The 25,584-nt window shown below is 40.6% G+C and carries 18 protein-coding genes; 6 read left to right on the top strand and 12 right to left on the bottom strand.

The window, feature by feature from the left end:
* Nucleotides 1-3: 3 nt before the first annotated feature.
* Both D1013_RS10200 and D1013_RS10195 read right to left on the bottom strand, forming a co-directional pair.
* Nucleotides 4-1,578: an arylsulfatase gene (locus tag D1013_RS10200; protein ID WP_121848733.1), complete on the bottom strand. Its 1,575-nt coding sequence runs from the start codon at nucleotides 1,576-1,578 to the stop codon at nucleotides 4-6.
* Nucleotides 1,579-1,589: 11 nt separating this feature from the next.
* Nucleotides 1,590-2,939 carry a Gfo/Idh/MocA family protein gene (locus D1013_RS10195; protein WP_121848732.1) on the bottom strand — a complete coding sequence of 450 codons (1,350 nt, stop codon included), beginning with the start codon at nucleotides 2,937-2,939 and terminating at the stop codon, nucleotides 1,590-1,592.
* Between the two features lie 367 nt (nucleotides 2,940-3,306).
* Here D1013_RS10195 and D1013_RS10190 point away from each other — a divergent pair, with 367 nt between their 5' ends.
* Nucleotides 3,307-4,575: an MFS transporter gene (locus D1013_RS10190; protein ID WP_121848731.1), complete on the top strand. Its 1,269-nt coding sequence runs from the start codon at nucleotides 3,307-3,309 to the stop codon at nucleotides 4,573-4,575.
* A gap of 47 nt (nucleotides 4,576-4,622) precedes the next feature.
* Here D1013_RS10190 and D1013_RS10185 read toward each other — a convergent pair whose 3' ends face one another.
* From D1013_RS10185 to D1013_RS10175, 3 genes are all read right to left on the bottom strand, one after another.
* Nucleotides 4,623-6,062, bottom strand: coding sequence for a rubredoxin (locus D1013_RS10185; RefSeq protein WP_121848730.1), 1,440 nt, complete (start codon nucleotides 6,060-6,062; stop codon nucleotides 4,623-4,625).
* 22 nt (nucleotides 6,063-6,084) lie between these two features.
* Entirely contained in the window at nucleotides 6,085-9,618 is a 3,534-nt protein-coding gene (locus tag D1013_RS10180; RefSeq protein ID WP_121848729.1) for a nitrate reductase, read from the bottom strand.
* 139 nt (nucleotides 9,619-9,757) lie between these two features.
* Nucleotides 9,758-11,113: an alpha-amylase family glycosyl hydrolase gene (locus D1013_RS10175; protein ID WP_121848728.1), complete on the bottom strand. Its 1,356-nt coding sequence runs from the start codon at nucleotides 11,111-11,113 to the stop codon at nucleotides 9,758-9,760.
* 124 nt (nucleotides 11,114-11,237) lie between these two features.
* Between D1013_RS10175 and D1013_RS10170 the strand changes: the two genes are divergently transcribed.
* Nucleotides 11,238-12,530 carry a serine hydrolase domain-containing protein gene (locus D1013_RS10170; RefSeq protein ID WP_121848727.1) on the top strand — a complete coding sequence of 431 codons (1,293 nt, stop codon included), beginning with the start codon at nucleotides 11,238-11,240 and terminating at the stop codon, nucleotides 12,528-12,530.
* 49 nt (nucleotides 12,531-12,579) lie between these two features.
* On the opposite strand, the gene D1013_RS10165 is transcribed toward D1013_RS10170, so the two are convergent.
* The 7 genes from D1013_RS10165 to cobA all read right to left on the bottom strand — a co-directional run bounded on the left by D1013_RS10165 (nucleotide 12,580) and on the right by cobA (nucleotide 19,986).
* Nucleotides 12,580-13,251 (bottom strand): response regulator transcription factor, encoded by a 672-nt coding sequence (locus tag D1013_RS10165; protein WP_121848726.1) that lies wholly within the window; start codon nucleotides 13,249-13,251, stop codon nucleotides 12,580-12,582.
* 174 nt (nucleotides 13,252-13,425) lie between these two features.
* The gene (locus D1013_RS10160; RefSeq protein ID WP_121848725.1) at nucleotides 13,426-14,718 is read right to left on the bottom strand and encodes an alginate export family protein; all 1,293 of its coding nucleotides are present in this window, start codon (nucleotides 14,716-14,718) and stop codon (nucleotides 13,426-13,428) included.
* A 31-nt stretch (nucleotides 14,719-14,749) separates the two neighbouring features.
* Entirely contained in the window at nucleotides 14,750-15,583 is an 834-nt protein-coding gene (locus D1013_RS10155) for an ABC transporter ATP-binding protein (RefSeq protein ID WP_121848724.1), read from the bottom strand.
* A 16-nt stretch (nucleotides 15,584-15,599) separates the two neighbouring features.
* Complete coding sequence (locus D1013_RS10150) at nucleotides 15,600-16,439, bottom strand: ABC transporter ATP-binding protein (protein WP_121848723.1); 840 nt, start codon at nucleotides 16,437-16,439, stop codon at nucleotides 15,600-15,602.
* A gap of 19 nt (nucleotides 16,440-16,458) precedes the next feature.
* Entirely contained in the window at nucleotides 16,459-17,556 is a 1,098-nt protein-coding gene (locus D1013_RS10145; RefSeq protein ID WP_121848722.1) for an ABC transporter permease, read from the bottom strand.
* Between the two features lie 28 nt (nucleotides 17,557-17,584).
* On the bottom strand, nucleotides 17,585-18,985 hold the full coding sequence (locus tag D1013_RS10140; protein WP_121848721.1) for a CmpA/NrtA family ABC transporter substrate-binding protein: 1,401 nt from the start codon (nucleotides 18,983-18,985) through the stop codon (nucleotides 17,585-17,587).
* A gap of 227 nt (nucleotides 18,986-19,212) precedes the next feature.
* A complete protein-coding gene (gene cobA / locus D1013_RS10135; RefSeq protein ID WP_121848720.1) occupies nucleotides 19,213-19,986 on the bottom strand; it encodes a uroporphyrinogen-III C-methyltransferase in 774 nt (257 codons plus the stop codon).
* A gap of 125 nt (nucleotides 19,987-20,111) precedes the next feature.
* On the opposite strand from cobA, the gene nirB reads away from it, so the two are divergent.
* The 4 genes from nirB (at nucleotide 20,112) to D1013_RS10115 (ending at nucleotide 25,583) form a co-directional block, all read left to right on the top strand.
* Nucleotides 20,112-22,628 carry a nitrite reductase large subunit NirB gene (nirB, locus tag D1013_RS10130; RefSeq protein ID WP_121848719.1) on the top strand — a complete coding sequence of 839 codons (2,517 nt, stop codon included), beginning with the start codon at nucleotides 20,112-20,114 and terminating at the stop codon, nucleotides 22,626-22,628.
* Between the two features lie 33 nt (nucleotides 22,629-22,661).
* Entirely contained in the window at nucleotides 22,662-23,039 is a 378-nt protein-coding gene (nirD, locus tag D1013_RS10125; protein ID WP_121848718.1) for a nitrite reductase small subunit NirD, read from the top strand.
* A gap of 83 nt (nucleotides 23,040-23,122) precedes the next feature.
* Entirely contained in the window at nucleotides 23,123-23,716 is a 594-nt protein-coding gene (locus tag D1013_RS10120; protein ID WP_121848717.1) for a DUF4202 domain-containing protein, read from the top strand.
* Between the two features lie 19 nt (nucleotides 23,717-23,735).
* A complete protein-coding gene (locus D1013_RS10115; protein ID WP_121848716.1) occupies nucleotides 23,736-25,583 on the top strand; it encodes a sensor histidine kinase in 1,848 nt (615 codons plus the stop codon).
* Nucleotide 25,584: the final 1 nt, after the last annotated feature.

Genomic DNA, 25,584 nt, shown 5'->3' with positions numbered 1-25,584 from the left:
ACCTTAATTTTCTGCAATAAGGCCATTCTCGATTTCAGGAATTTTAAAATGTTCAAGTTCAGGGGCTTCACGTTCATTTTTAAAAATCATCGCCGCCTTTTTTACAATTTCCGGATGCTGGTCTGCCACGTTGTGCTGTTCAGTGGGGTCGTTCTTGAGATGATAGAGCTCCAAGGTCGAAGGTTCTTTGTTTGAGAGGTTCTGCCTTACCAATTTCCATTCTCCCATTCTTATGGCTACCTGCCCGCCATAACTTGGAAACTCCCAATACAAATATTCATGTTCTTTTTGGTCGGTTTCTCCCAGTAAGGTGGGTAGTATACTGATTCCGTCAGTATCCGTAGGTATATCAAAACCTGCTACCTCGCCAAATGTTGCCAGCATATCATAGTGCACAGAAGGCAAATCACTTCTTTGACCCGATTGAATATGATTTGGCCATGAAGCAGTCATTGGCACTCGAATGCCCCCCTCATAGAGATACCCCTTGCCTTTACCATAGGTGCCGTCGAAGGGTTTTGCACTATCGAAGAAAGTAGGGTCGGCACCTCCGGCATAACTAGGTCCGTTATCGGAAGTAAAAACAATCAAAGTATTCTCATAGATTCCCTCATCTTTAAGTTGCTGTACGAGACGGCCAATATTCTCATCTAGGTAAGAAACCATCGCGGCATAGGCCGCATGCGGATTTTTATGCGGAAAGTAACCATTAGAACCTAGGTAAGGTTCTTCATTCCCGAACTTATCGATATAATAGTCAACCCACTTTTTCGGTGCTTGAAGTGCTACATGGGGCAAGGGCGTCGCCCAATAAAGAAAAAAGGGATTCTCTTTATGAACCGATACAAAATTGGTCAACTCCTTGAACATTAAATCAGGTGCATACTGCTTTAGAGTGTAATTAGCATAACTATCATCATTACTGGGGTCAGCTCCCTTGACCAATTTGGTATTTGGGGCTATCGTATCATTTGACAGATGTATCCTAGACTTGTTTTTGTAAAGGTGTAAAGGATAATAGGTATGTGCCTGTCTTTGACAATTAAACCCGTAAAAGAAATCAAAACCCATATTATTGGGAATTGAATGGGTATGAGGCGCACCCAAACCCCATTTACCGACCATTCCTGTAGTGTAACCGGCCTCTTTAAACCGGTGCGCCAAGGTAACGGTCGATTCCGGCATGGGGCCTTGCCCTTCTAATGTGGAATCGTTGGCCATGGCTCGGTAGTTCCAAACATCTCCCCTTTCCTTCCATTCATAATTACTTCTAATATAAGAATGGCCGGCATGCTTACCGGTAAGAAACATATATCTGGCAGGGGCACACACAGGAGCACTGCTGTAGTGTTGTGTAAATAACATACCGGAATGGGCCAAGGCATCGATGTTGGGCGTCTCTATTTTTTCTTGACCGTAAACCCCAAGCTCGGCATAGCCCAAGTCATCTGCCAGAATATAAATAATATTAGGTTTCTTTGAATTGATAGAGACCTCGTTCTCTTTCTGTTGTTCTTTACAGGAATAAAAAAGAATCCCTGCCAAAAGCAGGGATACCCATATATTTAGAAATCGCATTTGATGCTGGTTTACATTACTTGCGTTTTGCCAGGGGTAGGTATATCATATAAACCTTCGGCATTTGGTTGAACCGGTGCCGGAGAATCCCATGTCAAAGTATCTGGAGCCAAAGCAAGATTTGACTGTAGCGCCTCATCCCACTTAATTACTTTTCCTGAATAGGTGGCCATTCTACCAATGATAGCACTCATGGTACTTTTAGCACCGTTTTCAGCGTCTGCAATAACACCTCCGTTTCTTATGGATTCAAAAAGTTTGATATGCTCTACTTGATACGGGTTTGGATCATCTTTACCTCTGTGCTCAAAAATCACTTGACCGGTCCAATCTTTTAGGGTAGCGTTGTCTCCTTCTGTCGAGACGGTTCCCTTCGTACCTTGAAAAAATTCCGATACCCTGCTCATAGTTTCTGGCATATGCCTACACTGACTGGCAATGACCGCTCCACTAGGGTAAGTGAACTCCACAAAATGATGGTCATAGATTTCACCATGGTCTTTACCCGTACGAACCTGTCTACCGCCCATTCCCTGTGCGGAAATAGGGTATTCCCCAATAAACCAGTTGGCTACGTCAATATTGTGAATGTGTTGCTCTAAAATATGATCGCCGCACAACCAATTGAAGTAGTACCAGTTTCTCATTTGGTATTCAAGTTCACTTTGGCCGGGCTGTCTTTCACGCACCCAAACACCACCACTGTTCCAATACACTTGACCAGAAACTATCGAACCTATGGCATCTTTATTTAGATGGTCTATAGCTGCCAGATAACTGTCTTGGTAATGACGTTGAAGACCTACTACCACGTTCAGCTTTTTCTCTTTGGCCACCTTTGCCGCCGCCAAGACTTTTCTAACACCGGGAACATCGGTTGCCACCGGTTTTTCCATAAACACGTGCTTTCCATTATTTATGGCATATTCAAAATGTTGAGGACGAAACCCTGGAGGTGTGGCCAAAATAACCACATCGGCCATATCAATGGCCTTCTCGGCCGCATCGAAACCTACAAAGCGATGCTTTTCTTTCACACTAACCTTCTTGGTTTCACCCATAGCCTTCGAAATATTCATAAGACTACTTTGCAAACGATCTTCAAAAGCATCGGCCATGGCCACTAGCTCAATATTTTCGTCGGCAGTAAGCGCTTGTACCGCTGCACCCGTACCTCTACCGCCACAGCCTACTAAGGCCAGCTTTAATTTTTTATCGTTCAATACGTTCACCATAGCGTTCATTTGCATATTAGGCAATAGCATGGCGCCCCCTGTAAATAAGGCCGTATTTTTTACAAACCCCCTTCTTGAATTGGTAACTAAAGGTGATTTTTGATTTTTTGAATCAGAATTCTTCATTTCTTACAGTCGTTTAGTTGAATTTGGATTTTAAACAATAATCCTGTGAATATATAAATAATATCGCACTCAAACGTTTGAGTTCTTATGTTTTTGATGATATTACGGTTTTTTTAACTCCAAGGTCAACCTTGGGCTTGTCTTAGTTACTGCCTTTGAGAAAATTACAGTTTTCTTTTAACTTTTTATCAGGCTGGTTTCGAAAAAATCAAGATAACAACTTCACCGTAATTTGTCGTTTCTAATGTATTTTTTTTATCAATTACGGATTTTTGAATTATCTTTCGTTGCAATTTTCTCAAAAAACACTGCTTTTCTATACCATATCGGAAGAGCGCACTTAAAACGATAAACCAAATAATACCTTATGGAAACATCAACGAATGTACAGGCAGTTAATGCCAATCGACTCTTTTATGCAAGTTGCTTTGCATTGATTACCACAGCATTTTCTTTCGCCATTGCGGCAGGAACCTTAGACCAACTAAAAACAGAATTAGAATTGACAGCCGGAGAAGCCGGTCTTATTTCTTCCATGTGGTTTTTGGGCTTCCCGATTTCAATGGTTATAGGAGGGCTTATTTACCACAAAGTAGGTGGTAAATCAATTATGCAGTTTGCATTTTTCGCACATACGATAGGTATTTTACTTTTGATCTTTTCAGGAAGCTATATGGGTTTACTAGTAGCCAACCTTTTAATAGGACTTGGAAACGGATGTACCGAGGCTGCCTGTAACCCAATGATTGCCGATGCCTATCAAGGAAATCGGATGAGTAAAATGATGAACCGCTTTCACATGTGGTTCCCCGGTGGTATTGCTTTGGGAAGTTTACTTTCAGGAGGTATGACCCAAATGGGAATTTTAGGTCAAAATCAAGTGTGGTTGCTTTTGGTACCTGCCCTGATCTACGCATTTCTTTTCTTTGGACAAACATGGCCAAAAGCAAAAGTAGAGGAGGCTGCAACCTTATCAGGAAACATCAAAGCTATGCTGTCTCCCCTATTCATTTTTATGGTCGTCTGTATGGCGTTGACCGCTATTACAGAGTTTGGGCCTAACCAATGGGTCGGACTCATATTATCAAATAGCGGTGCCCACCCTATGTTAATTTTAGCCTTGACCTCAGGTCTTATGGCTGTTGCCAGATTCTTTGGTGGCGATATGGTAAAAAAATTCGACCAAACCGGGGTTCTTCTAGGCTCTGCGGTTTTGGCCTTGGTCGGATTGTATCTCTTTAGCTCTCAAACAGGAGCCATGGCTTATGTTGCCGCTATTTTCTTTGCATTGGGTATTGCCTATTTTTGGCCGAACATGTTGGGCTTTATCGCCGATAAGATACCAAAGAGTGGTGCTTTGGGATTATCTATTTTGGGTGGTGTCGGAATGTTCTCTTCATCTATTTTTCAACCGATAATCGGTACTTGGATCGATGCTGATCAAGAAATGGCAGCTGCCCAAGGTTTAACAGGAAATGAGCTTAATCTAGTAGCGGGTCAGGCCACTATTGGTACTATGACCGTCTTTCCAATCATATTGATTGTATTGTTTACCATCTTATATTTCTGGGTTCGTAAAATGAAAGCTAGCACTAGTGCCCAAGCTCATTCAGAAGCTGAATCTACCGCCATGTAAAACGGTTAATTTATAAAATAGAAAAGCGGCCTTTGAGGCCGCTTTTTCTATGCCATTTGAAGTTGTATTCTTTGAAAATTACTTTTAGGAGCCTCACAAACGGGACAACAATAAGCTTCCGGAAGTTCTTTAAAATCAGTATTTATTGACATCCCTGCTTTCGCATCGCCGAACTGGGGATCATATATGGTCAAGCAATCGGTACATTGATATACTGGTTTGCTCTTCTCCACTGTAAATTTTTCTACCGTTTCAGCAATAGCCGGTTTTACTACCGACCCTAATTGGTCAAAGTATTTTTTACTTAATTCCATTAAGAGACCCGGTAATTCAATTTTATCCACATCTTGAGCCAAGGCCAAATATTTTTGTGTATTGGGGTCAAAATTCTCAAAGTGTAATACATTATAGGTCGGTCTTACCTCAAAATCTTTGATAATCGATGGCGGAGCATTTTTTTCAATGATAACGGATGCAAAATGAGAACGTTTTCCCACATCATTACTAATTCCGAAAGTCAACCCGTAGGTACTTATATCGTTTTGATCAAAACTTCTGACCAAAAACTTTTTAAGCTCCATGGCTTCTGCATCATCAACAGGCAGGTGCCAGTTCATCTCAAGTTGCGAATGCCGCACGTTAATTCCTCTTTTACCCAAAAATCTTTCTAATTCAGGTCTAGAGTTCTTTTTAATTCCTTTAATAATGAAAGACTTCCATGGGGTTATGCATATCTTTCCAATGCTGTTGTCCAAACAGAATCCGCAGAGTTCCTTCAAAAACTGAAGGTCGTACCTGTTGTTACGCCAATACAGCCCCAACCAATACTGTTCGAGCCCCATGCGGTTCATACCCTCATAGTACGGGAATTTAATATAAGACAACTCTAACGGTTTGTCAATAGTACGGCTGTTGGTGTCGAGTTTTTTATTGAGAACGAACGAAAGTTCTTCCACATCATTTACTTCTTCATATATCTCCTCTATGGCCTTTGCGAGATTCGAGATATCCCAACTATAGATTAAAACCGGATAGTATGCAGATCTTTTCCAGTGAGGCAATTTTATATTGAGATACCAATAGTCTTCATTGTCCGATGCTATAAAATTTAGGTTTCCGTTGAACAAAGGCACTAGACGTTGTTTCGGGTCCGTGATATTTATCTTGAGCTTGGGCTTAAAATCAAAACCTTCTAAAATATAAAGATAGGTAGACCCTTTTAACCAATAGGTCATGTCGAATATATCGGCGGAAACATAGGAGCATACAATGTTTTGATAACTTCTGTTGGGTTCTATTTCTACATTGAATTTCGATATGACATCAAGATGTTCATCATTAACCTCAAGAGGAAATAACAAATCTTGCCTAGATCCAAAGTAAACCTCTTTTAAGCCGGCCGCCTCTAACATGGCAATACAATCTTTCAGCTCACCCGGTGAGGTAACGCCCCCTTTGATCATTATTCGATGTAGATTATCGTTCATAGCCTTTAAATATCAATTAAACTCAATGTGCAGCAACTTGTATTTGCGATGACAAGATTTCTTGTACTTCGGGTTTACAGCTACCACAGCCCAAACCGGCACCTGTTTCAGAACAAAGCTTACCAAAGTCTTCACAACCACCCCGAATTGCATCAATGATATTACCTTCACCAATTTGGCTACAAGAACAAACCAATTTACCTTTCATGGGAACCGAACTTGAATTGCCCCTTAACAGCTCATCACGCTTCTCTGACAATTCAATTTCTTCTTCGATCAATCTCTTGAATTCGGCAAATTCATTCTTATCGCCCATTAATATGGCACCTTTTAAGGTATCATCTTTCACGATACACTTTTTGTAGTACCGTTTACTGACATCCATAAAAATAATCTCTTCATAACTTGGGTCGTCAGAAGGTATGTTCACCATACCAAGACTACAAAGGTCTAAATCTTCAAACTTGAGTATGTTCATAAGAATTGACCCGTTGTAAATACTGGAGAAATCCCCTAAAATAAATTTTGCTGCAATATCGGCCTGCTGCTCTGCCGCAGAAGTAATACCGAACAAGGCATTTCTAAACTCGGCAATCTCACCGAGGGCAAAAATATCGGGCTCACTTGTTTGCAAATATTCATTCACAATCACCCCCCTACTGGTATCGATATCAGAAAATTTGGCCAATTCAATATTCGGTCTGGTACCTATGGCATATACAATGGCATTGCTTTTAATGGTTCTACCTGTTTTGAGAGTGATGCTCAAGAAATTCTTTCTTCCTTTTTCCTCAAAAACAGTGCTAACCTCATTATCAAAATATATCTTGATACCCCTTTCTGAAACATCTTCGGCCAACAACCTACTTGCCACCCGATCTAATTGGCGCTCCATTAACCTCGGTGCCCGCTGTATAATACTGATGTTGATATTTCTTTTTTTCAAAGCGGCTGCCAACTCCAGCCCCAATAAACCGCCTCCCACAATCACCACATGCTGTTCTTCTTCCGGTAGGCCAGTTTGGTGAAGGTACGTTCTTAGTTCATCGGCATCACCTCTTTCTCTCATGGTAAATCGCCCTGGCAAATTGATGGGCACATCGCTGGGTACAAATGCACGGCTGCCTGTAGCCAAAATCAGTATATCATAAGCATGCACCTCTCCTTTCTCATCGGTTACCTGCTTTTTGACTTTATCGACGCTTTTAATACCAAGCCCCGAATGCAAGGTAATACCAAGCTTTTTTATCTCTCCTTTTTTCAGTTTCTCCAGTGCTTCCCAAGAAAGCTCTTCACTCACATATTCCGGTAATAAAACCCGATTGTAAAATGGGTCTTTTTCTTTGGAAAATACATGAACTTCATCCGTTCTGTTTTTTGACCTATAGGTCTGAACAAATCTATAGGCAGCGGCACCTGCACCAATGACTACCACTTTTTGTTTTGCCTTCACATATTTTGATACTTGTACGGCACAGTATTTAAAATCAGGTTCTTTTGAAATGGGGTCGACCAGATCGCTGGTCATATTATTGGCCCTACCAAAATCATTATTGAGCATTTTTCCCCAATGCATCGGTAGAAAAACAACCCGTTCCCTAATATCGTAATTAACCTTAACCTTTACCTGTACATCACCCCTTCTACTTTTAACAACCGCTACATCGCCGTCTTTAAGGTTTCTCAGGTAGGCGTCGACTTTGTTCATTTCTAGAAACGGTTCGGGTATATGGGTCAATAATCGTTTCACCTTTCCCGTTTTGGTACGGGTATGCCATTGATCCCGAACTCTACCGGTATTCAAAATCAACGGGAAATCTACATCGGTCTGCTCTGACTGATTATATAATTTGGGAGGCGCATTGAAATGCGATTTTTCGTCGTTGGTAAAAAAATGCAAATCGGTAAATAGCCGTGGGGTACCTTTATGTTTAGGGTCTGGAACCGGCCACTGAAAACTGCCTTCGTTTTTCAGTCGATCATAAGATAAACCTGATATATCGATATTCGTTCCTTTGGTCAACAAGCAATGCTCATCATATACTTCGCTTGCATCACTATAATCAAAACCTTCATACCCCATCTTTTTGGCAAACTTCCAAAGTATTTCTACATCGGGCAAGGCTTCCCCGGGCGGGTCGATCACTTTTGGAAGGTAACTGATACGCCTTTCGGAGTTCGTCATGGTGCCTTCTTTTTCCAGCCAGCCAGCTGCAGGCAATAGCAAATCAGCAAATTCGGTTGTTTCAGAATTATGCGATATATCTTGAACCACCACGAAACTGGCATTTTTTAAGGCCCTTTCAATTTTGTTGGCATTCGGGAGACTAACAATGGGGTTGGTACAGATTATCCAAATAGCTTTCATTTTTCCACTTTCCAAAGCATCGAACATTTCCGTAGCCGAATAGCCAGCTTCGCCGGAAATTTCCTTTCCCCCCCAAAATTCAGCCACTTCAGCTCTGTGTCTGGGATTGCCAAGGTCCCTATGAGCCGCCAGTAAACTTGCCATACCACCTACTTCCCTGCCACCCATGGCATTTGGTTGACCCGTAAGGGAAAAAGGACCCGCACCTGGCTTACCAATCTGACCGGTAAGTAGGGAGAGATTGAGTAGGGCCAAATTTTTACTTACCCCAATGACACTTTGATTGAGACCCATCGTCCACATAGAAATAAAAGCTTTCGCATTGCCTATATAACTGGCGGCAGTACGTATATCATCAATCGAAATACCACACAATTCAGCCGCCTTACGCAATGAAAGCTGAAAAGCACTTTCTTTACACGCCTCAAAATTCACAGTGTGGTTCTTAATGAACTTTTTATCTATTTTCTTTTTTTCGATAAGCCAACGGGCAATCGCATTGAATAGAATGACATCGGTACCCGGCAATATTTGAAGATGCAAATCGGCAATGGCGCAAGTTTGCGTTTTTCTAGGGTCAACGACAATAATTTTAACCTGCGGATTTTCCTCTTTATGTTTTTCAATTCTTCTAAAGAGAATGGGGTGACACCAAGCAGGGTTGGCACCCGCAATCAAAAAGCAATCTGAAAGTTCGATATCGGCATAAGAAATAGGAACCGAATCTTCGCCCAACATTTTTTTGTAACCTACCACTGCAGAACTCATACAAAGCCTACTATTGGTATCGATATTATTGGTGCCTATAAAACCTTTGGTAAGCTTGTTTACGAGATAATATTCTTCGGTAAGGCACTGGCCGGATACGTAAAAACCAACACTATTAGGCCCATGTTTGTCTATGATACTTTTGAATACAGCCGCCGCTCTTTCGAAAGCAGTATCCCAAGAAATTCGTTGCATAGGGTGATTTCGACTCCACCTCATTTGAGGATATAGAATTCGATCCGTAGTATCTTGTGCTACATAATTCAGGTTTTTTCCTTTTGAGCATAACATGCCCATATTTACGGGATAGCTCTCATCACCTTTCACAGAAAGAGTACCTTTGCTATCAACAGAAACCTCTATACCACATCCAACACCACAATACGAACAAATGGTTTTATGAGTACTTTTCTTTAACATGACCCGAGCCTTTATAAGTTAAGAACTGTAGATACATGCAAGTTATAAAAATACGTATATATACGTAGTGAATTAATCGTAAAAGTCGACCTTATTTTTACGAGTACTTTAAAAAAGTGTTGGTTTTAGTTCTATTAATTCAACTTGACAGTTGAAGAATTCGTCCTTTTTCTGGGGGAATTTCAATAAACACGGTATCTGAGTCTACATTTTTTTGAAAATCGGCATCCAATAAATCAATTAAAACACCTTTTCCCAAATTTATTTTGACACTAACTTTTGCAGCACAACTAGCCATATTTAAGGCCATAATTAAATTTTCTTCCCTGAATTTTCTTACATAAACAAATTGTTCGCCACTTACCAATATGGTTCGGTAATTGCCTTTTCGCAGCGCAATTTGCTTGCGACGTATCGATATCAACTTCTTGATCCAATTGAACAAGTCTGGCTTATGGGCTTTTTCAAATCTATTCCTGTATCGTATAGCAGGCCTCAGTTCATCATCAATATGACCGGTTTTTTTACCTGAATACCCATATTCACTTCCATAATAAATAGAGGGAATACCTGGTAGGGTAAACAAAAGAAAGTACAGAAGGTTCAAATGTTCTTTATGGTGAATGGACGTATAAGAACGTTGCACATCATGGTTATCTACAAACGAGTATAATTCTAAATCAATGTACCTACCATACATACCGAACTGATCGCTCAGTATCTTTTCAATAAACTTGAAACTTCTTTTATTAAAAGACTCGAAGAAAGGTCCGTGAAATTCATAATTCGTTACTGAGTCTAACTTTGCTTCTTTTATCCATCGGTTGTAATCGCCCTGTACCACTTCACCCATCAACCAAAATTCAGGATTCAGACCTTTACATACCCTATTCAGTTCCTGCATGAAATTGAAGTCGAGAATATCGGCAGTATCCAATCGCAAACCGTCTATGTTAAAATACCGGATCCAAAACTTGACCGCTTCCAGAAGATGTTCCTGAACTTCTTCATTTAATAAATCAAGCTCTACCAACTGGTAGTGGCCGTGCCAAGCATTATAAGTAAAAGAATCGCCCATAGGGTTGCCCTTACTAAAATCTAACCCGGAGAACCAATATTTATAGGCTGAAGATGATTCTTTTTTCAATACATCTTTAAAGGCCCAAAAATTACGGCCTACATGGTTAAAAACGCCATCGAGAACGACCTTGATATTTCTTTTATGGGCTCTTTCCACGAAATCTTTAAAGTTTCTGTTGCTGCCCAGACGTCTATCGATTCTGAAATAATCAGCGGTATCGTACCCATGTGAAGTCGATTCAAAAACAGGACCTATATATAAAATGTCGCAACCAAGGTCTTGCATGTGATCCAGCCAAGAATACAAATCTTTGATTCTGTTGGTGGGCTCCATTTGAAAGGAATTTTTCCTCTCCGCACCCAAAAGGCCGATCGGATAGACATGATAAACAACCGAATCTTGAATATTTGTCATTTAACACTGAAATGGGAGATAAAAATTAAGGAATTAAATAAGAAAATGTGTATTTCATCCGTTATTTGTGTAATTCATCCTATATTCATGCCACATAACCGAACTACTAAATCCTAACTTTTTCATGCGGACTATCAAATTTCTGGCTGTATTTGCAATTTTAGCCCTTACCATGTTCATTGCAACTTCAAGTGTCAAAACGCCAGAAAAACTAAATACCTCTTCAGAAGCGACTGCTACGATTACCATAAAAGAGGAAATCAAAAATCCCGTCGACGCCCGTCAATACAAAGCTGACAAAGAAGAACTACAGAAAAAATTACGTAGTTATTTTGCCAAGGCCATTGCCTCGGGTGATATTGTTGGTGCCGGGGTAAGCATCGTTCAAGGTGATAGTATTATTCTTTCTGATGGATACGGAAAAAGAAATGCCCGTTATAACGATCAAGTTGATGGAGAGACCGTTTTTCGATTGGGTTCTTTATCTAAAGGGTTTGCAGGTGTACTTGCCGCCAACCTTAAAAATGAAGGTTACCTTTCATGGAAAGATAGAATTATCGATTATCTACCTCAATTTCAATTAGGAGATGCAGTAAATACTTCGGAAATAACTCTGGCCAACATTCTTTCGCACACTTCTGGAACTCCTTACCATAGTTTCACCAATCTGGTTGAGGCTGGTTTACCGATGGAAACTATTGCCGAAAGATTTAAAGAAGTTGCTCCGATCAGTAAGCCAGGTGCTATGTACAGCTACCAAAACGCCATTTTTGCTTTATGCGGCGAGGTAATGAAAAAAGCGACGGGAGATGAAATTTCAACCTCTCTAAAAAATAGATTTTTCAGTCCGTTAGGAATGTGCAGTACGTCAATGGATCACAAAACCTTAAAACAGACTATCAATATTGCACTGCCTCACTCCAAAAGAGGTCATGGATGGAGAACTCTCAATCTATCGGATAATTATTACAATGCCGTCGCTGCTGGCGGAATCAACGCCAGTGCACATGATATGGGTCGATGGATGCGTTTTTTACTTGGCCACAACCCTGAAATCATGGGTAAAAATGCCTTGGAAGAAGCCTTTACGCCTTTTATAGAAATTACCGGGCATCATAAGTATTACCACAAATGGCCCGGGCATCTTAAATCTTACTATGGTTTTGGATGGAGAATTCACAAATTTAAAGATGAACAAAGCTCTCAAGAAAAGACCATTTGGCATCATGGCGGTAGCGTCAATAACTATAGAAACGAAATTGCGGTATACCCCAATTCTGATTTAGGCATTTGTGTTCTCTTGAACAGTAATTCAAGATTGGCGCGCACGGTCATTCCTGATTTGTATGAAATCGTTTCTGAGATTTACAATTCGGAAAACGTCGTTCAAAAAGAAGAGCAAAACAACACCTTATAGGCCCTTTAAGAGTACAAATAGAAGGGAATAATTCAGAAAAACTAAAGTCTTAAACCAAATTAAATTCTTGGGCTTTTTTTGATAAATCTATCAAGTTCTTTACCTCCATCTTACGCATTAAATTAAATCGATGGGTTTCTACGGTACGTTTGCTATTTTGCAGTTTTTCTGAGATTTGCTTATTTGTTAAACCAGAAAGAACCAGCTCTAAAACCTGTAATTCCTTATTGGTGAGGTCGAATGGGTTATTGCCAATTTTTGGTTTTGTAGTGGTTTCAACTATTTCTTTATTCGGATTGAGAAGGTTATTGACCAGTACATTTGAAATATCGCCACTGTAGTACTTGCCCCCTTCCCTAACCGTATGAATAGCTTTAATAAATTCGGTCTTATCAGTGTCTTTCAGTAAATAACCTTTGGCACCTGCACTAACTGACTGCAATATGTACTCTTCAGAATCATGCATGGAAAGAATGATACTTTTCACTTGAGAATTATTGGCATTCAAGGCCTTGACCGCCTCTATACCTGTCATTTCAGGCATTCTAATATCAATAATCAACAGGTCAGGATTCTTTTCCTCGACAAGTTTTAAAGCTTCCTTTCCATCAGCGCCCTCGCCAATGACCTCTAAATCTGATTCACTTTCTAATAAAGCCCTGATACCGTCGCGTACCAAAGAATGGTCATCGACTAGCACTATACTGGTAATTGTACTCAAAATTATAGGTATTTATACGTACAAATATAGTTGAAATTTGAGATGAACACCAGCTTTCTGAACTAATCGGTATATTTTTCGGATAGAACTATTTCAAAATACAACAAAAAAAGGACCGCAAACACCTAAACTGGTGAGCACGGCCCCATCGAAGCATAACAGTAAACAGAATTTTTATTCTTTTGCCGTGTTCAAGAACTTAGGCTTAATAATCAACATGGCCCAGGCCCAATTTTGACTACTTGCGGCAGCATCTTCAGCAACACCCTTCAGCTCATACATACCACTAGCTGAAAACATTTGTGAGTAGCCTATTTTTAGGGCATAACCGTTGAAACTATGTGAATAGACCAAATCAACCTCGGTTCCTAATGACTTCTCACCACTCGGTAGCTCTTGTTCGCCATTAAACTTTAAGACCTTTAAGAGTAATCCTGATTTTTCTCCCAATTTAAAATTGGCACTTGCGTGAATATCGAACAACCCAATAGAATTGGCATGGTTGCCCACGTAGAAATAATCCATAAACCCATTGAACTTGTGATTGGTTCCATAAAGAGGGAAGAAAGCCTCTGTTTTATCAGTAGTGTCGGCCTTATTGCCGCTAATCAATTCGGTACCCACACCTAAAGCAATTTTTGGGCTTGCCTTATAGGTCAAATCTAAACCTAAGAGATACGCCCCGCCAACATCTACGCTATTTTGGCGTTCTCCGGTCTGAAGAAATGCGTTAAGCGCTGCACCAAATTGCCCTGATTTGTAATTCAAATGTGTACCGAAAGTCTGAAGGTTGCTCACCCCATCGGCCACTTGCGCATCTCCTTCCCCAGAAAAGTTCTGAAAGCCATTGTTCAAGAGTAAAAAGCTACCTGACAAATGCTCTCCCGATTGTTTTAGATAAAGGTATTGCATGGTTTTATATGAAAAGAAACCGGTAGTCGTATAAGCGGTACCTATAGATTGAAAACCTGCTGGGTTACTGAAATCTTGATTAAAGGCCAGACCCAAATCCATATAAAACTTATTCTTTTTATAGTTGATCAAGGCGGCATCATGGTTACGGCCCTGCTGCGCCCAATCTAACCCCCCAAAAATACGTTGGTCATCATATGAAATGACCTGTCTACCCAGTTTAGTAGAGAAGCCTTTGCCCAAATCAAGTTTGGCCCATGCCTGAAAAACTGCAAATGAATTATTTTGATCGTATGGCAGGATCTGACGGTTCTCGCCCCACACCATCACATCTTGTAGACTTAGGTAAAACTCATAAGAACTAAACTTATAACCTGCGTTGAGCCGCGTTCGCGTAGATATGGCGAAACCGGGGTCTACCGCATCGGGAATAATACCTCCGAAGCCATTTCTATATTCGGTACGAGGCCTGAACTCACCATCCAATAGAAATTGAGAATTAATATATTGAGCCGATAGGAATACTAGGATAATAAGAGTGTACTGCTTTTTCATCTTGGTTTAATGTTATCGTTAGTTATTTAAATTAGTGCTCTAAGAAATCGATAAGATGTTTACGGTAAGTATAGTAGTCGTCATGCTCCAAGACTGCCTTTCTAGTTCTAGGTCTTTCAAAATCAATATTTAAGATATCACCGATTTTGGCCCTTGGCCCACTTGTCATCATGACCACCCTGTCGGCCAAGAAAATCGCCTCGTCAACATCATGGGTAATCATTACGGCAGTAATTTTCTCCTTGTTCCATATTTCAATGAGAATATCCTGCAACTCGCCACGGGTAAGCGAATCTAACATTCCGAATGGCTCATCTAGTAAAAGTACTTTGGGTTTGATAGCAAATGCCCTTGCGATACCTACCCTTTGTTGCATACCTTGAGATAGCTCTTGCGCTTTTTTATGAAAAGCCCCATCAAGACCTACCTTATGTAGATAGTACTTGGCTATATCATTTCGCTGTGATTTCGTAGCATGCGGAAAAACCTGGTTCACTCCTAAAAGTACGTTCTGCAAAGCCGTCATCCATGGCATTAGACTCGGCGCCTGAAATATGACGCCTCTATCAGGACCCGGCCCTTTGACCGGGTTGCCCAATACTGATATGTTCCCCCCGGAAATTTCGTTGAGGCCGGCAATCATCGAGAGCATTGTCGTTTTACCACAGCCAGAATGTCCAATTATGGTAACGAACTCCTCTTTCATTATCTGAAGGTTCAAATGTTCAAGAACTACATAATCTCCTTTTGGTGTCGGATACACTTTCTTAAGATCGTTCAAATCTAGCATCACTTGTGAAGGATACAATATTCCGTTTTCAACAGTGCCTAGATTTTTTTTAGATTCTATGGTAGTAGTACTCATGATTTTCTTTTTAATGTTAGGCTACAAAACTCTTTGGACTCAGGTCGGGAAGTACATACTCTTGTTGCACCACCGCTTTTCTTTCGTTACCAATATCCATCAAGTATTCAATGATGGCGTTTCTCGTCTTTTTATAGACAGGATTATCATTTAATGCCGTTTTATCCCTAGGTCTTTCTATATCGATTTTAAATTCAGGACCGAGCGTTGCATTAGGACCTGGTCTTAAAGGAATAATTCGATCGGCCATATAAATGCCCTCATCTACATCATTTGTAATTAATAATGCAGTTCGTTTATCCTTACTCCAGATGTTTAATATTTCATCCTGCAGGTTACCTCTGGTCAGTGCATCCAAAGCGCCCAAGGGTTCATCCATAATAATCATCTCAGGGTTCATTGCAAGTGCTCTGGCAACGGCTACCCTTTGCCTCATTCCTCCAGAAAGTTCCTTTGGTCTTTTATTGATTGCGGGGCTGAGGCTTACCATATCCACAAAATCCCTTACTCTCTTTTGCAGCTCACTTTTCGATGCCTTCGGAAATGCCTCTCTCACTGCCATATGCACATTTTGACCTACGGTTAACCACGGCAAAAGAGAATAGTTCTGAAATATGACGCCACGGTCATGACTGGTATCTTTTACTGGTTCACCTTTAAAAAGCACTTCACCGCTTGTAGGCTGCAACAAACCGTTGATCAAGTTGACCAATGTGGTCTTTCCGCTTCCGGTAAAACCGACAATCGCTACAAACTCGCCTTCTTCGATGCTCAAATTAATATCTGTAAGCACTTCAGTGGCATCGGCCCCTTGACCGTATGTTTTATATACATTTTTAAGTTCTAAATAAGCCATGACAATTATTTTTTAGATATTAAATCGCATCGTTTTTATTAAAGGACACCATGTTTTGTATAGTCAGCATCAATCTATCTAATAGGAAACCAATTATGCCTATTACGAACATCGCAACAATGATTTTTGAATTAGAATCTATGGCCCCGTTTTGAAATTCTTCCCAAACGAACGAACCTAATCCCGGGCTCTGTGCCAATAGTTCTATGGCTATAAGAACCATCCACGCTACAGACAATGTGATTCTCAAACCTGTAAAAATCAATGGTAAAGAAGAAGGTAGAATAACCTTGAATACCTTTTGAAGAGGTCTTAGCTTTAGAACTTTTGCGACATTGATATAGTCTTTATCTACTGATGAAACGCCCATGGCAGTGTTCACCAAGGTTGCCCACATGGCACATAGACCAACACTTATAAAAGAAATGATAAAGGCACTATCTGAATTAGAATCTTTAGTCATAGTCTTTACAATCATAAAAACCAATAGCAACCAAACAACGGGAGAAACCGGTTTAAAAATCTGTATCAGCCAATTGAAAGAACTTCTCAATACTGGGCTTAAACCTATAACAATACCAATAGGAACGGCAATAATCAATGCTAACAAGAAACCGGCAAAAACAGTCTTGAGACTCGTGAAAATTTGATCTACAAAAGATGGTCTACCCGTATAAGTAATCGGAGCTTTACCCTCTGCTTCCCTTTTGGCGTTTATACCAGCGGTTTTTTCGGCAAAGGCTTTCTTATCGGCAGAGATTACTTTATGGTCTGCGATCAATGATTGTAATGACTGCCAAACTTGAGATGGAGAAGGCAGCGTATTTGGCTGACAACTTACGTCGCCAGATGCAATACATGCTTGCATGGCTTCCGCCGCTTCCCTACCCTGATCTGTAAGGGCTTTTTCTATCTTGTAATCGGCCTCCATTTGAAATAATGCCTTCGAACCCGTATGCCATAAACCGACAAAGAGCAATATCGACAGTGCAGGAATTAAAAATTTTCTAAGAATTTTATTTCCATCAAATTTGAAGGATCCAATTTTGAATTTTCCGAAAATAGACTTGGTACCTACCAAATCGCTTACCTTGTTCAACACTAAACTCTGTTTCATGATGCTTCGTTTTACTGATTAAACTTTTCTAGAGAGATGAATCATCTTTGTTTCCGATACTGAAACTATTGATGTAACCAAGGGGGTCTTTGGCATCGTAGGTTTTACCGTCGATAAATTCATCGGTAGCGGGCTTATATCCATCTGTTTCGGGGACATCCGCTGCAGGAATATGACCTTCTTTGACCAATAGGTTGGCCGCTTTTTTCCAAATATCAGGTCTATAGATTTCTTTAATAGTCTCATCGTACCATTCGGCTGGTTTTGATTCAGGAATTTGTCCCCATCGACGCATCTGTGTCAAAAACCACACTCCATCTGAATAGAAAGGATAAGTTGCATTGTATTTGTAGAATACATTGAAGTCGGGCATTTCTCTTTTATCACCCTTTTCGAATTCGAAAGTACCTGTCATAGAATTAGAAAGAACAGCCTCATCTGCCCCAACATACTGTGACATAGAAAGTATTTTCACCGCTTCCGCCCTATTTTCTGGCTCATCAAGCCATTTACCCGCACGAATGAGCGCTTTTGTGACCGCAATGGCCGTATTAGGATTCTCCTCTACGAACTTCTTGGTCATAACGAATACCTTTTCAGGATTGTTTTTCCATATGTCGTAGTTAGTTGTGACCGGCACACCAATACCTTTAAATACTGCCTGCTGATTCCAAGGTTCACCAACACAATATCCGTAAATCGTGCCAGCCTCCAATGTCGCTGGCATTTGGGGAGGTGGGGTTACCGATAACAATACTTCGGCATCTATCTGACCTTGTACATTGTCTTTTGTATACATTCCCGGGTGAATACCTGCTGCGGCAAGCCAATAACGAATTTCATAGTTATGTGTAGATACGGGAAATACCATACCCATCTTAAAGGGCTTGCCGTTATTCTTATACTCCGTAATAACCGGCTTGAGGGCATCTGCCTTTATAGGATGTACCGGATTACCATCTTCATTCAGCGGTAAATTAGATTTCATCTTCGACCATACTTCATTGGACACGGTGATACCGTTTCCGTTCAAATCCATTGAAAAAGGCGTTACCAGTTTGGCCTGTCTACCAAAACCCGCTCCGGCAGCTATTGGCTGCCCTGCTAACATGTGTGAACCGTCAAGCTGACCATCTATCACACGATCTAGTACGTTTTTCCAATTTGACTGAGCCTCGACCGAGACAAAAAGTCCTTCATGTTCGAAGAAACCCTTCTCCTTGGCTATTGCCAAAGGTGCCATATCTGTCAGCTTTATAAAGCCAAAAGTGAGTTGAGGCTTTTCGATATCTAATGTGCTCGCACCGCTTGCATCTATAGAAACCTCGGCACTTGCAGTTTCAGCCGATTTTTTTTCACTTTTTCCACCGCAGGCCACAAAAAGAATAGCTGACAGAAAGAAAAAAACTGATTTTGTTCTCGATTTCATGACTAAAGTTTTAAGAGTGAATATTTAACTACGTATCAAACTTACGTATTTAATTACGTATTAATACTTAGTTTTTAAAAAAAATGGCTTTTGATGTGTAGATTTGCCAGTCTGCAGAAATGACAAGCTGAAAATTGCTATTTTCTAAATTGAAGATGTGCTTTTTTACCAATTACGTATTTAGCACAGTGACACTCAACTCGGCATTAAGAACCTATACCTTAATATTATAGCGCCGAGAACAAAACACGCTGAACCTCATCGTTAAAAAAGGAAGGATGTTTAGCCACAACATTACCTATAATTATAATACCGGGCATTGATTGATTGATTTGTTGTTTGAAGTTTAAAATGGTAGATAGCGTACCAACCGCACAAGATTCATTTTTCAAGGTCCCGTTCTGAATTATAGCGATAGGTGTATCGGAGCCCCTATATTCACTAGCTTTACGAACGATTTCATCGAGCTTTCTTATTCCCATCAATACGACCATGGTGGAGGATGACTGCGCCGCTAAAACAAAGTCATCTGAAATTTCGGTATTCGATTTAGTCGCCGTCATCACCCAAAAACTTGTACTAACACCCCTTGAAGTCATAGGAATACCTTGACTGCCCGGTACCGAAATCGCACTGGTAATACCAGGTACAACGGATACAGGAATGCCAAAAGATTCAACATAGGCAATTTCTTCGCAGGCCCTGCCAAAAACAAAAGGATCGCCACCCTTTAACCGTACGACGTGACCATAATTTAACGAAGCATTTACCAATAATTTATTTATTTCCGATTGAGTTACCGAATGACTTCCACAACGCTTTCCTACGTATATTTTAGGTATGTCACCACGTACCGTTGAAAGTAATTCTTTATCCACCAAAGCGTCGTATAAAATAACGTCCGCATTTTCCATAGCTCTTAAACCTCTAATAGTTATAAGGTCTGAGCTACCGGGACCAGCACCTACCAATGTTACTTTTGCTTCTTTATTTACTTCCATATCTAATTTGTTAAAGGTCGCTGTTGCGATATCCGCAATAAAAATACGTAATTATTTCTATAAAATCATACGTAAAATACGTATTTATACTTATTTTTGATTCATAGATTCTAAATCGAAGCAGTATGAAAACAATAATTGTTGTCGGCAACGGCATGGTCGGATACAAGTTTTGTGAAAAATTTGTTTCCAAGAATGAAAGCAAAAACTTCAAGCTTCAGGTATTCGGTGAAGAACCTAGGGCAGCCTATGACCGAGTTCATCTGAGTCAATTCTTTGAAAAAAGAGACGCTAAAGCCCTCGAGCTGGCTCCCTTAGAGTGGTATCAAGAAAATGATATCCATTTAATCGTGAACGAGCGTGTCACAGATATTCATCGCGACAGAAAAAGTATTACCACCTCTACCGACAAAGAGTATCATTATGATTATTTGATACTGGCGACCGGCTCCGCGCCCTTTGTCCCCCCTATTACCGGTATCGAGAAGAAAGGAGTGTTTGTTTATAGAACTATTGAAGACCTTGAGGGTATGCTTGCTTATGCCGATGAAATTAAAAAGAACAAGCCTAATTGTCGGGCAGCCGTTCTAGGAGGTGGGCTTTTAGGCTTAGAAGCAGGCAAAGCTGTAATGGATATGGGCCTTGAACCACATGTAGTTGAGTATGCTCCAAAATTAATGCCGAGACAATTAGATTCCAGAAGCAGTAATGTGCTGCAGCTCACTTTAGAAGAAATGGGTATTAAAATACATACCGGCAAGGCTACTAACCAAATATTGGGCAATGGCGTCATCACCGGAATGGACTTTGGAGAAGATGATACCCTTGAAGTTGACATGCTTGTTGTTTCCGCAGGAATACGCCCTCGAGACGAATTGGCAAAAACATGCGATTTGGAGATGGGCGTTAGAGGAGGCATCGTTGTCAACAAAAAAATGCAGACCTCAGACCCTTACATATATGCTATTGGAGAAGTAGCTCTGTACAATCAAATGATTTATGGTCTTGTGGCACCCGGTTACGAAATGGCGGAAGTAGCGGTCAACCAGATACTTGAAAACCATCAGGCTGCCATGCAAGAAAGCATCGATATGTCGACCAAGCTAAAACTGATAGGGGTTGATGTTGCCAGTTTCGGCATACCGTATATGCCTGCAAACAAGGGTCTTTCGATTATTTATGAAAACAAGACCAAAGGCATTTATAAAAGAATCAATGTAAGCCATGACGGTAAAACCCTGTTGGGGGGAATCATGGTCGGTGATGCTGCGGATTATAGTATTCTACATCAAATGTACCTCAATAATATGCCCCTTCCAGATAATGCGGAAGAACTGATTGTTGGGGCACGAGGAGAAGGTGGTTCTGCGTTCGGCAGTGCTATGGATTTACCCGATACTGCCGTTATCTGCTCCTGTGAAGCGGTTACGAAAGGTGCCATTTGCTGTTCTGTTCTAGAAGATGGCAATGAAACCGTAAAAGGTGTTTCTAAAGCTACCAAAGCAGGTACTGGTTGCGGTGGGTGCAAACCCATGTTAAGCGATTTGGTCGCAGAAAGTTTAAAATCTATTGGCAAAACCGTCAAACAAAGCATCTGTGAACATTTCAACTATTCGAGACAAGAGCTTTATGATATCGTCAAAACTAGAGCGGTTCAAGACTACGATGAACTTCTTGATACCGTCGGTACCGGTCATGGTTGTGAAGTCTGTAAGCCAGCTGTTGCGGCTATTTTTGCCAGTATATATAACGAAACCGCCAATAGACAAGAGACTATTCAAGACACCAACGACCGTTTCTTGGCGAATATTCAGCGAAATGGTACCTACTCTGTGGTACCAAGGGTTGCCGGAGGTGAAATAACGCCCAAACAACTAATGGCATTAGGTAGAATTGCACAAAAATACGATCTATACACTAAAATAACCGGTGGGCAAAGAATAGATATGTTCGGGGCCAAACTTCATGAATTGCCCTTGATTTGGGAAGACTTAATAGCAGAAGGCTTTGAAACCGGTCAAGCCTATGGTAAGTCGCTTCGAACCGTAAAGAGTTGTGTCGGATCTACCTGGTGCCGATATGGAATGGACGAAAGCGTCAGTTTTGCCATCGAAATCGAACATAGATATAAAGGTATTCGCTCACCGCATAAACTAAAAGGTGGCGTCTCTGGATGCATTAGGGAATGTGCCGAGGCCCGTTGTAAAGATTTCGGATTCATTGCCGTTGAAGGCGGATGGAATGTTTATGTAGCCGGTAATGGAGGCGCTAACCCGAAACACGCCGAACTATTGGCCGAAAAAGTAGATAAACAGACCGCGATAACTTATGTAGACCGCTTCATCATGTTCTACATCAAAACTGCCCAACCCCTGCAAAGAACAGCTGCTTGGCTAGAAAAACTAGAGGGTGGAATCACGTATTTGAAAAATGTGGTCATCAATGACTCCTTGGGCATAGCGAACGAGCTCGACCTTGAAATGCAAAGTTATGTCGACACCTATAAATGCGAATGGAAAGAGGCTGTAGAGAACCCTGAAATTAGGTCTAGATATTCCCATTTTGTCAACTCTGAAGACGAAGACGACACTATTGAATTCGTGAGTTTAAGAGAACAAAAAATGCCCAAACAATGGGCCTAATTAAAGCCTTTAAAAAGTTTAAAAAATTAAGTTATGCTCAAAGCAATAGAAAAATATCAACCCGTGGGTGCCGACCAAATAAAAGTCTGGTATAAGGCCGCCGCCTTAGAAAAATTTCCAAAAAACGGGGGGGCGTGTATCAAGTATAAAGAAAAACAGATAGCCGTTTTTAATTTCACGCGAACCGGGCAATGGTACGCCTGTCAAAATCTATGCCCGCATAAAATGGAAATGGTTTTATCGAGGGGAATGATTGGCGAAGAGAATATGATTCCGAAAGTAGCCTGCCCTCTTCATAAAAACACCTTTTCGTTACAAACCGGCGAGAACCTAAACGGTAGTTTAGAGGCTATTGCCACTTATCCCGTAAAGGTTGAAAATGGCTATGTTTACGTGGGTTTTGCTGAATAAAATGAGTATTCGGATCGGTCGTTAGAAGGCACTTTATTCAAACGGAAAAAGTAAATTGCTATCTTTCCTAAAAATTTGTCCCTATGTCCACCTCCGATAAACTTATTGAAGCCTTTAAAAAATTTGACGAAGCCAACAGTGCCGACCCGAATATAGAGGTTTATAAAGGCGAGAGCTATCCTAAAGAAGTTTTGTACGCCATGCGCATGACCAAACAGCTCAACGAGTTTGAACCCAATGCCTCAGAAGCCTTAAAACTAACGGCTCGAAGTCAGCATATCAAACGTTGGGAAATTCCACGGGAGTCTTATGAGATGAACCGTGTAGGGTACCTTAAGTGGAGACAAGAGCTTAAAAAATTTCATGCGAAGACTGCCTCTGCTATTTTAGAGGAGGTCGGTTATGACGAAGAAACCATTGATAAGGTTTCCTTTTTACTTGAAAAAAAACAGCTAAAAAAGAATGAAGAGACCCAAATACTCGAAGATGTTATTTGTTTGGTCTTTATGGAGTACTATTTCGAAGATTTTAGTGAAGAGCATCCTGATGAAAAGGTAATTGACATTCTACAAAAGACTTGGCGAAAAATGTCTGAAAAAGGGCAAGAAGCTGCCCTAAAGTTGCCACTCTCACAGAAATCAGTCGATTTGGTAACAACAGCAATCGAAGGATTGTAATCATATTAAATGAGGTTCGGTGGAAGAAAAAAAGTACCATAAATCACTTGATAATGCGACCTTTTTACGTATTCGCAAATGGTATCTTTTGGCACTTGCCGGTATAGCCTTGACCATTGTAGTAGCCCAAATTCTTATTCAAAGCCACTTAAATTCTCAATTGAGTGATTCTAGAATCATCAATGTAGCAGGAAGGCAGAGGGCCTATAGTCAAAAATTGGCCAAAGAAGTTCTACTGATCAATAACTCCGATAATAGCAAAGAAATTTCTGAACAGATAGCCAACCTGAAAGAAACGGTTAGAATTTGGTCTATATCGCATTTGGCCCTTCAAAAAGGCAACGACTCCATTAATTTACCGGTTGAGAACCATCCTGAAATTTTAGAATTATTTAGCGAATTAGATCCTCACCATGAGGCGATGGTCTCAGCTGCACGCCAAGTTATAGCATTACATGGTGATGAAAAACTGGAAAAGGCGCAATTAAAAACGCTTACAGAGAGGGTTTTAAATAACGAGTCGGCCTTTTTGTTATTGATGGATAATATTGTGAACGAATACGATATTAGAAGTAAACATCAACTTGAAAACCTTAAGCAAAAAGAATATGTTCTCTTAGGTATTTCATTACTTATTTTACTACTGGAGATTATTTTCATTTTCAGGCCACTATCCCTACAAATACGAAAAACGATTGCCCGTCTAGTGGAGAGCACCCGCAAGTTTGAAAATCAGGCAAAAGAGACCAAAAACATGTTCTTGGAAAAAGAAAAGTCGCTCAAAGATTTACAAGAATTAAATTTCGTAATAGATAATGCCGCCCTTTTTGCCAGTGCCCGTCAAGACGGAAGCATTGTTTTCATCAGTAAAAAATTTCTAACACTTCTCGATCTCAAACCCAACGAAATCAAAAAGCACATCTCAGAAATTTTGACCACCGAAGAAGGGCAGCAGCAATATTTAAAAGAGATTCTCAAAAACAACAGAAAAAATGTAATACGTACCGAAGAGATTAAGATTGTTACCGTGAAAGGCAACCATTACTGGCTTGACGTATCAATAGTACCTATGCATCAATCGAGCGAGCGACAAAGCGTTTTGATATTATGCTCAGACATAACCGAACGAAAAGAAAATGCCTTAAAGGTAGAACAACTTACCCAACAGAACTTCGAGGAGCGTATGCGCCAGAAGAAAATTCAGGCAAGCCAAATTGTTGAGGGCCAAGAACAAGAGCGTAAAAGAATCGCCAAAGATATTCATGATGGTATCGGGCAAATGCTTACGGCACTTAAGTTCAATATAGAGTCTATAGACCCGGAAAATGTTGAAAAGACTACCGAAAAAGTTGAATACCTCAAATCGTTATCATCAGACCTGATCAAGGGCATTCGCACCGCAACCTTTAATTTAACTCCTCCAGAACTGGGGGATCATGGCCTTTTTCCTGCCCTTCATAAAATGACGGGAGAATTGGCAAAACTGACCGGTAAGAACATTCTTTTTGAAAACAGAACCGATGACCATATTCGTTTTGATTCCCTCGCAGAGACCAATATTTATCGCGTAACACAAGAGGCGGTAAATAACGCCATTAAATACGCCCAGGCCAATTATATTTTGGTGACTATCAATTACAAAGAAGGTATTTTAAGTGTTGTAATCGATGATGATGGAAAGGGATTTGACCCCAAAAGGATTTCGAGCGCCCCAAAAAACAACGGAGGTGGCGGTATGGGACTCTTTTATATGAAGGAACGGATCAGTTACATCAATGGTCGATTGTTCATCAATTCAGAACCAGGCAGTGGCACAAGGGTTACTATCAATTATAAAACAGAACATAAAGAAATTGTAAATACATAGT

The organism is Euzebyella marina (assembly GCF_003687485.1).
Classification (GTDB): domain Bacteria; phylum Bacteroidota; class Bacteroidia; order Flavobacteriales; family Flavobacteriaceae; genus Euzebyella; species Euzebyella marina.
The sequence above is the reverse complement of the archived record's forward strand: the minus strand, read 5'-3'. Positions and strand labels throughout refer to the sequence as shown.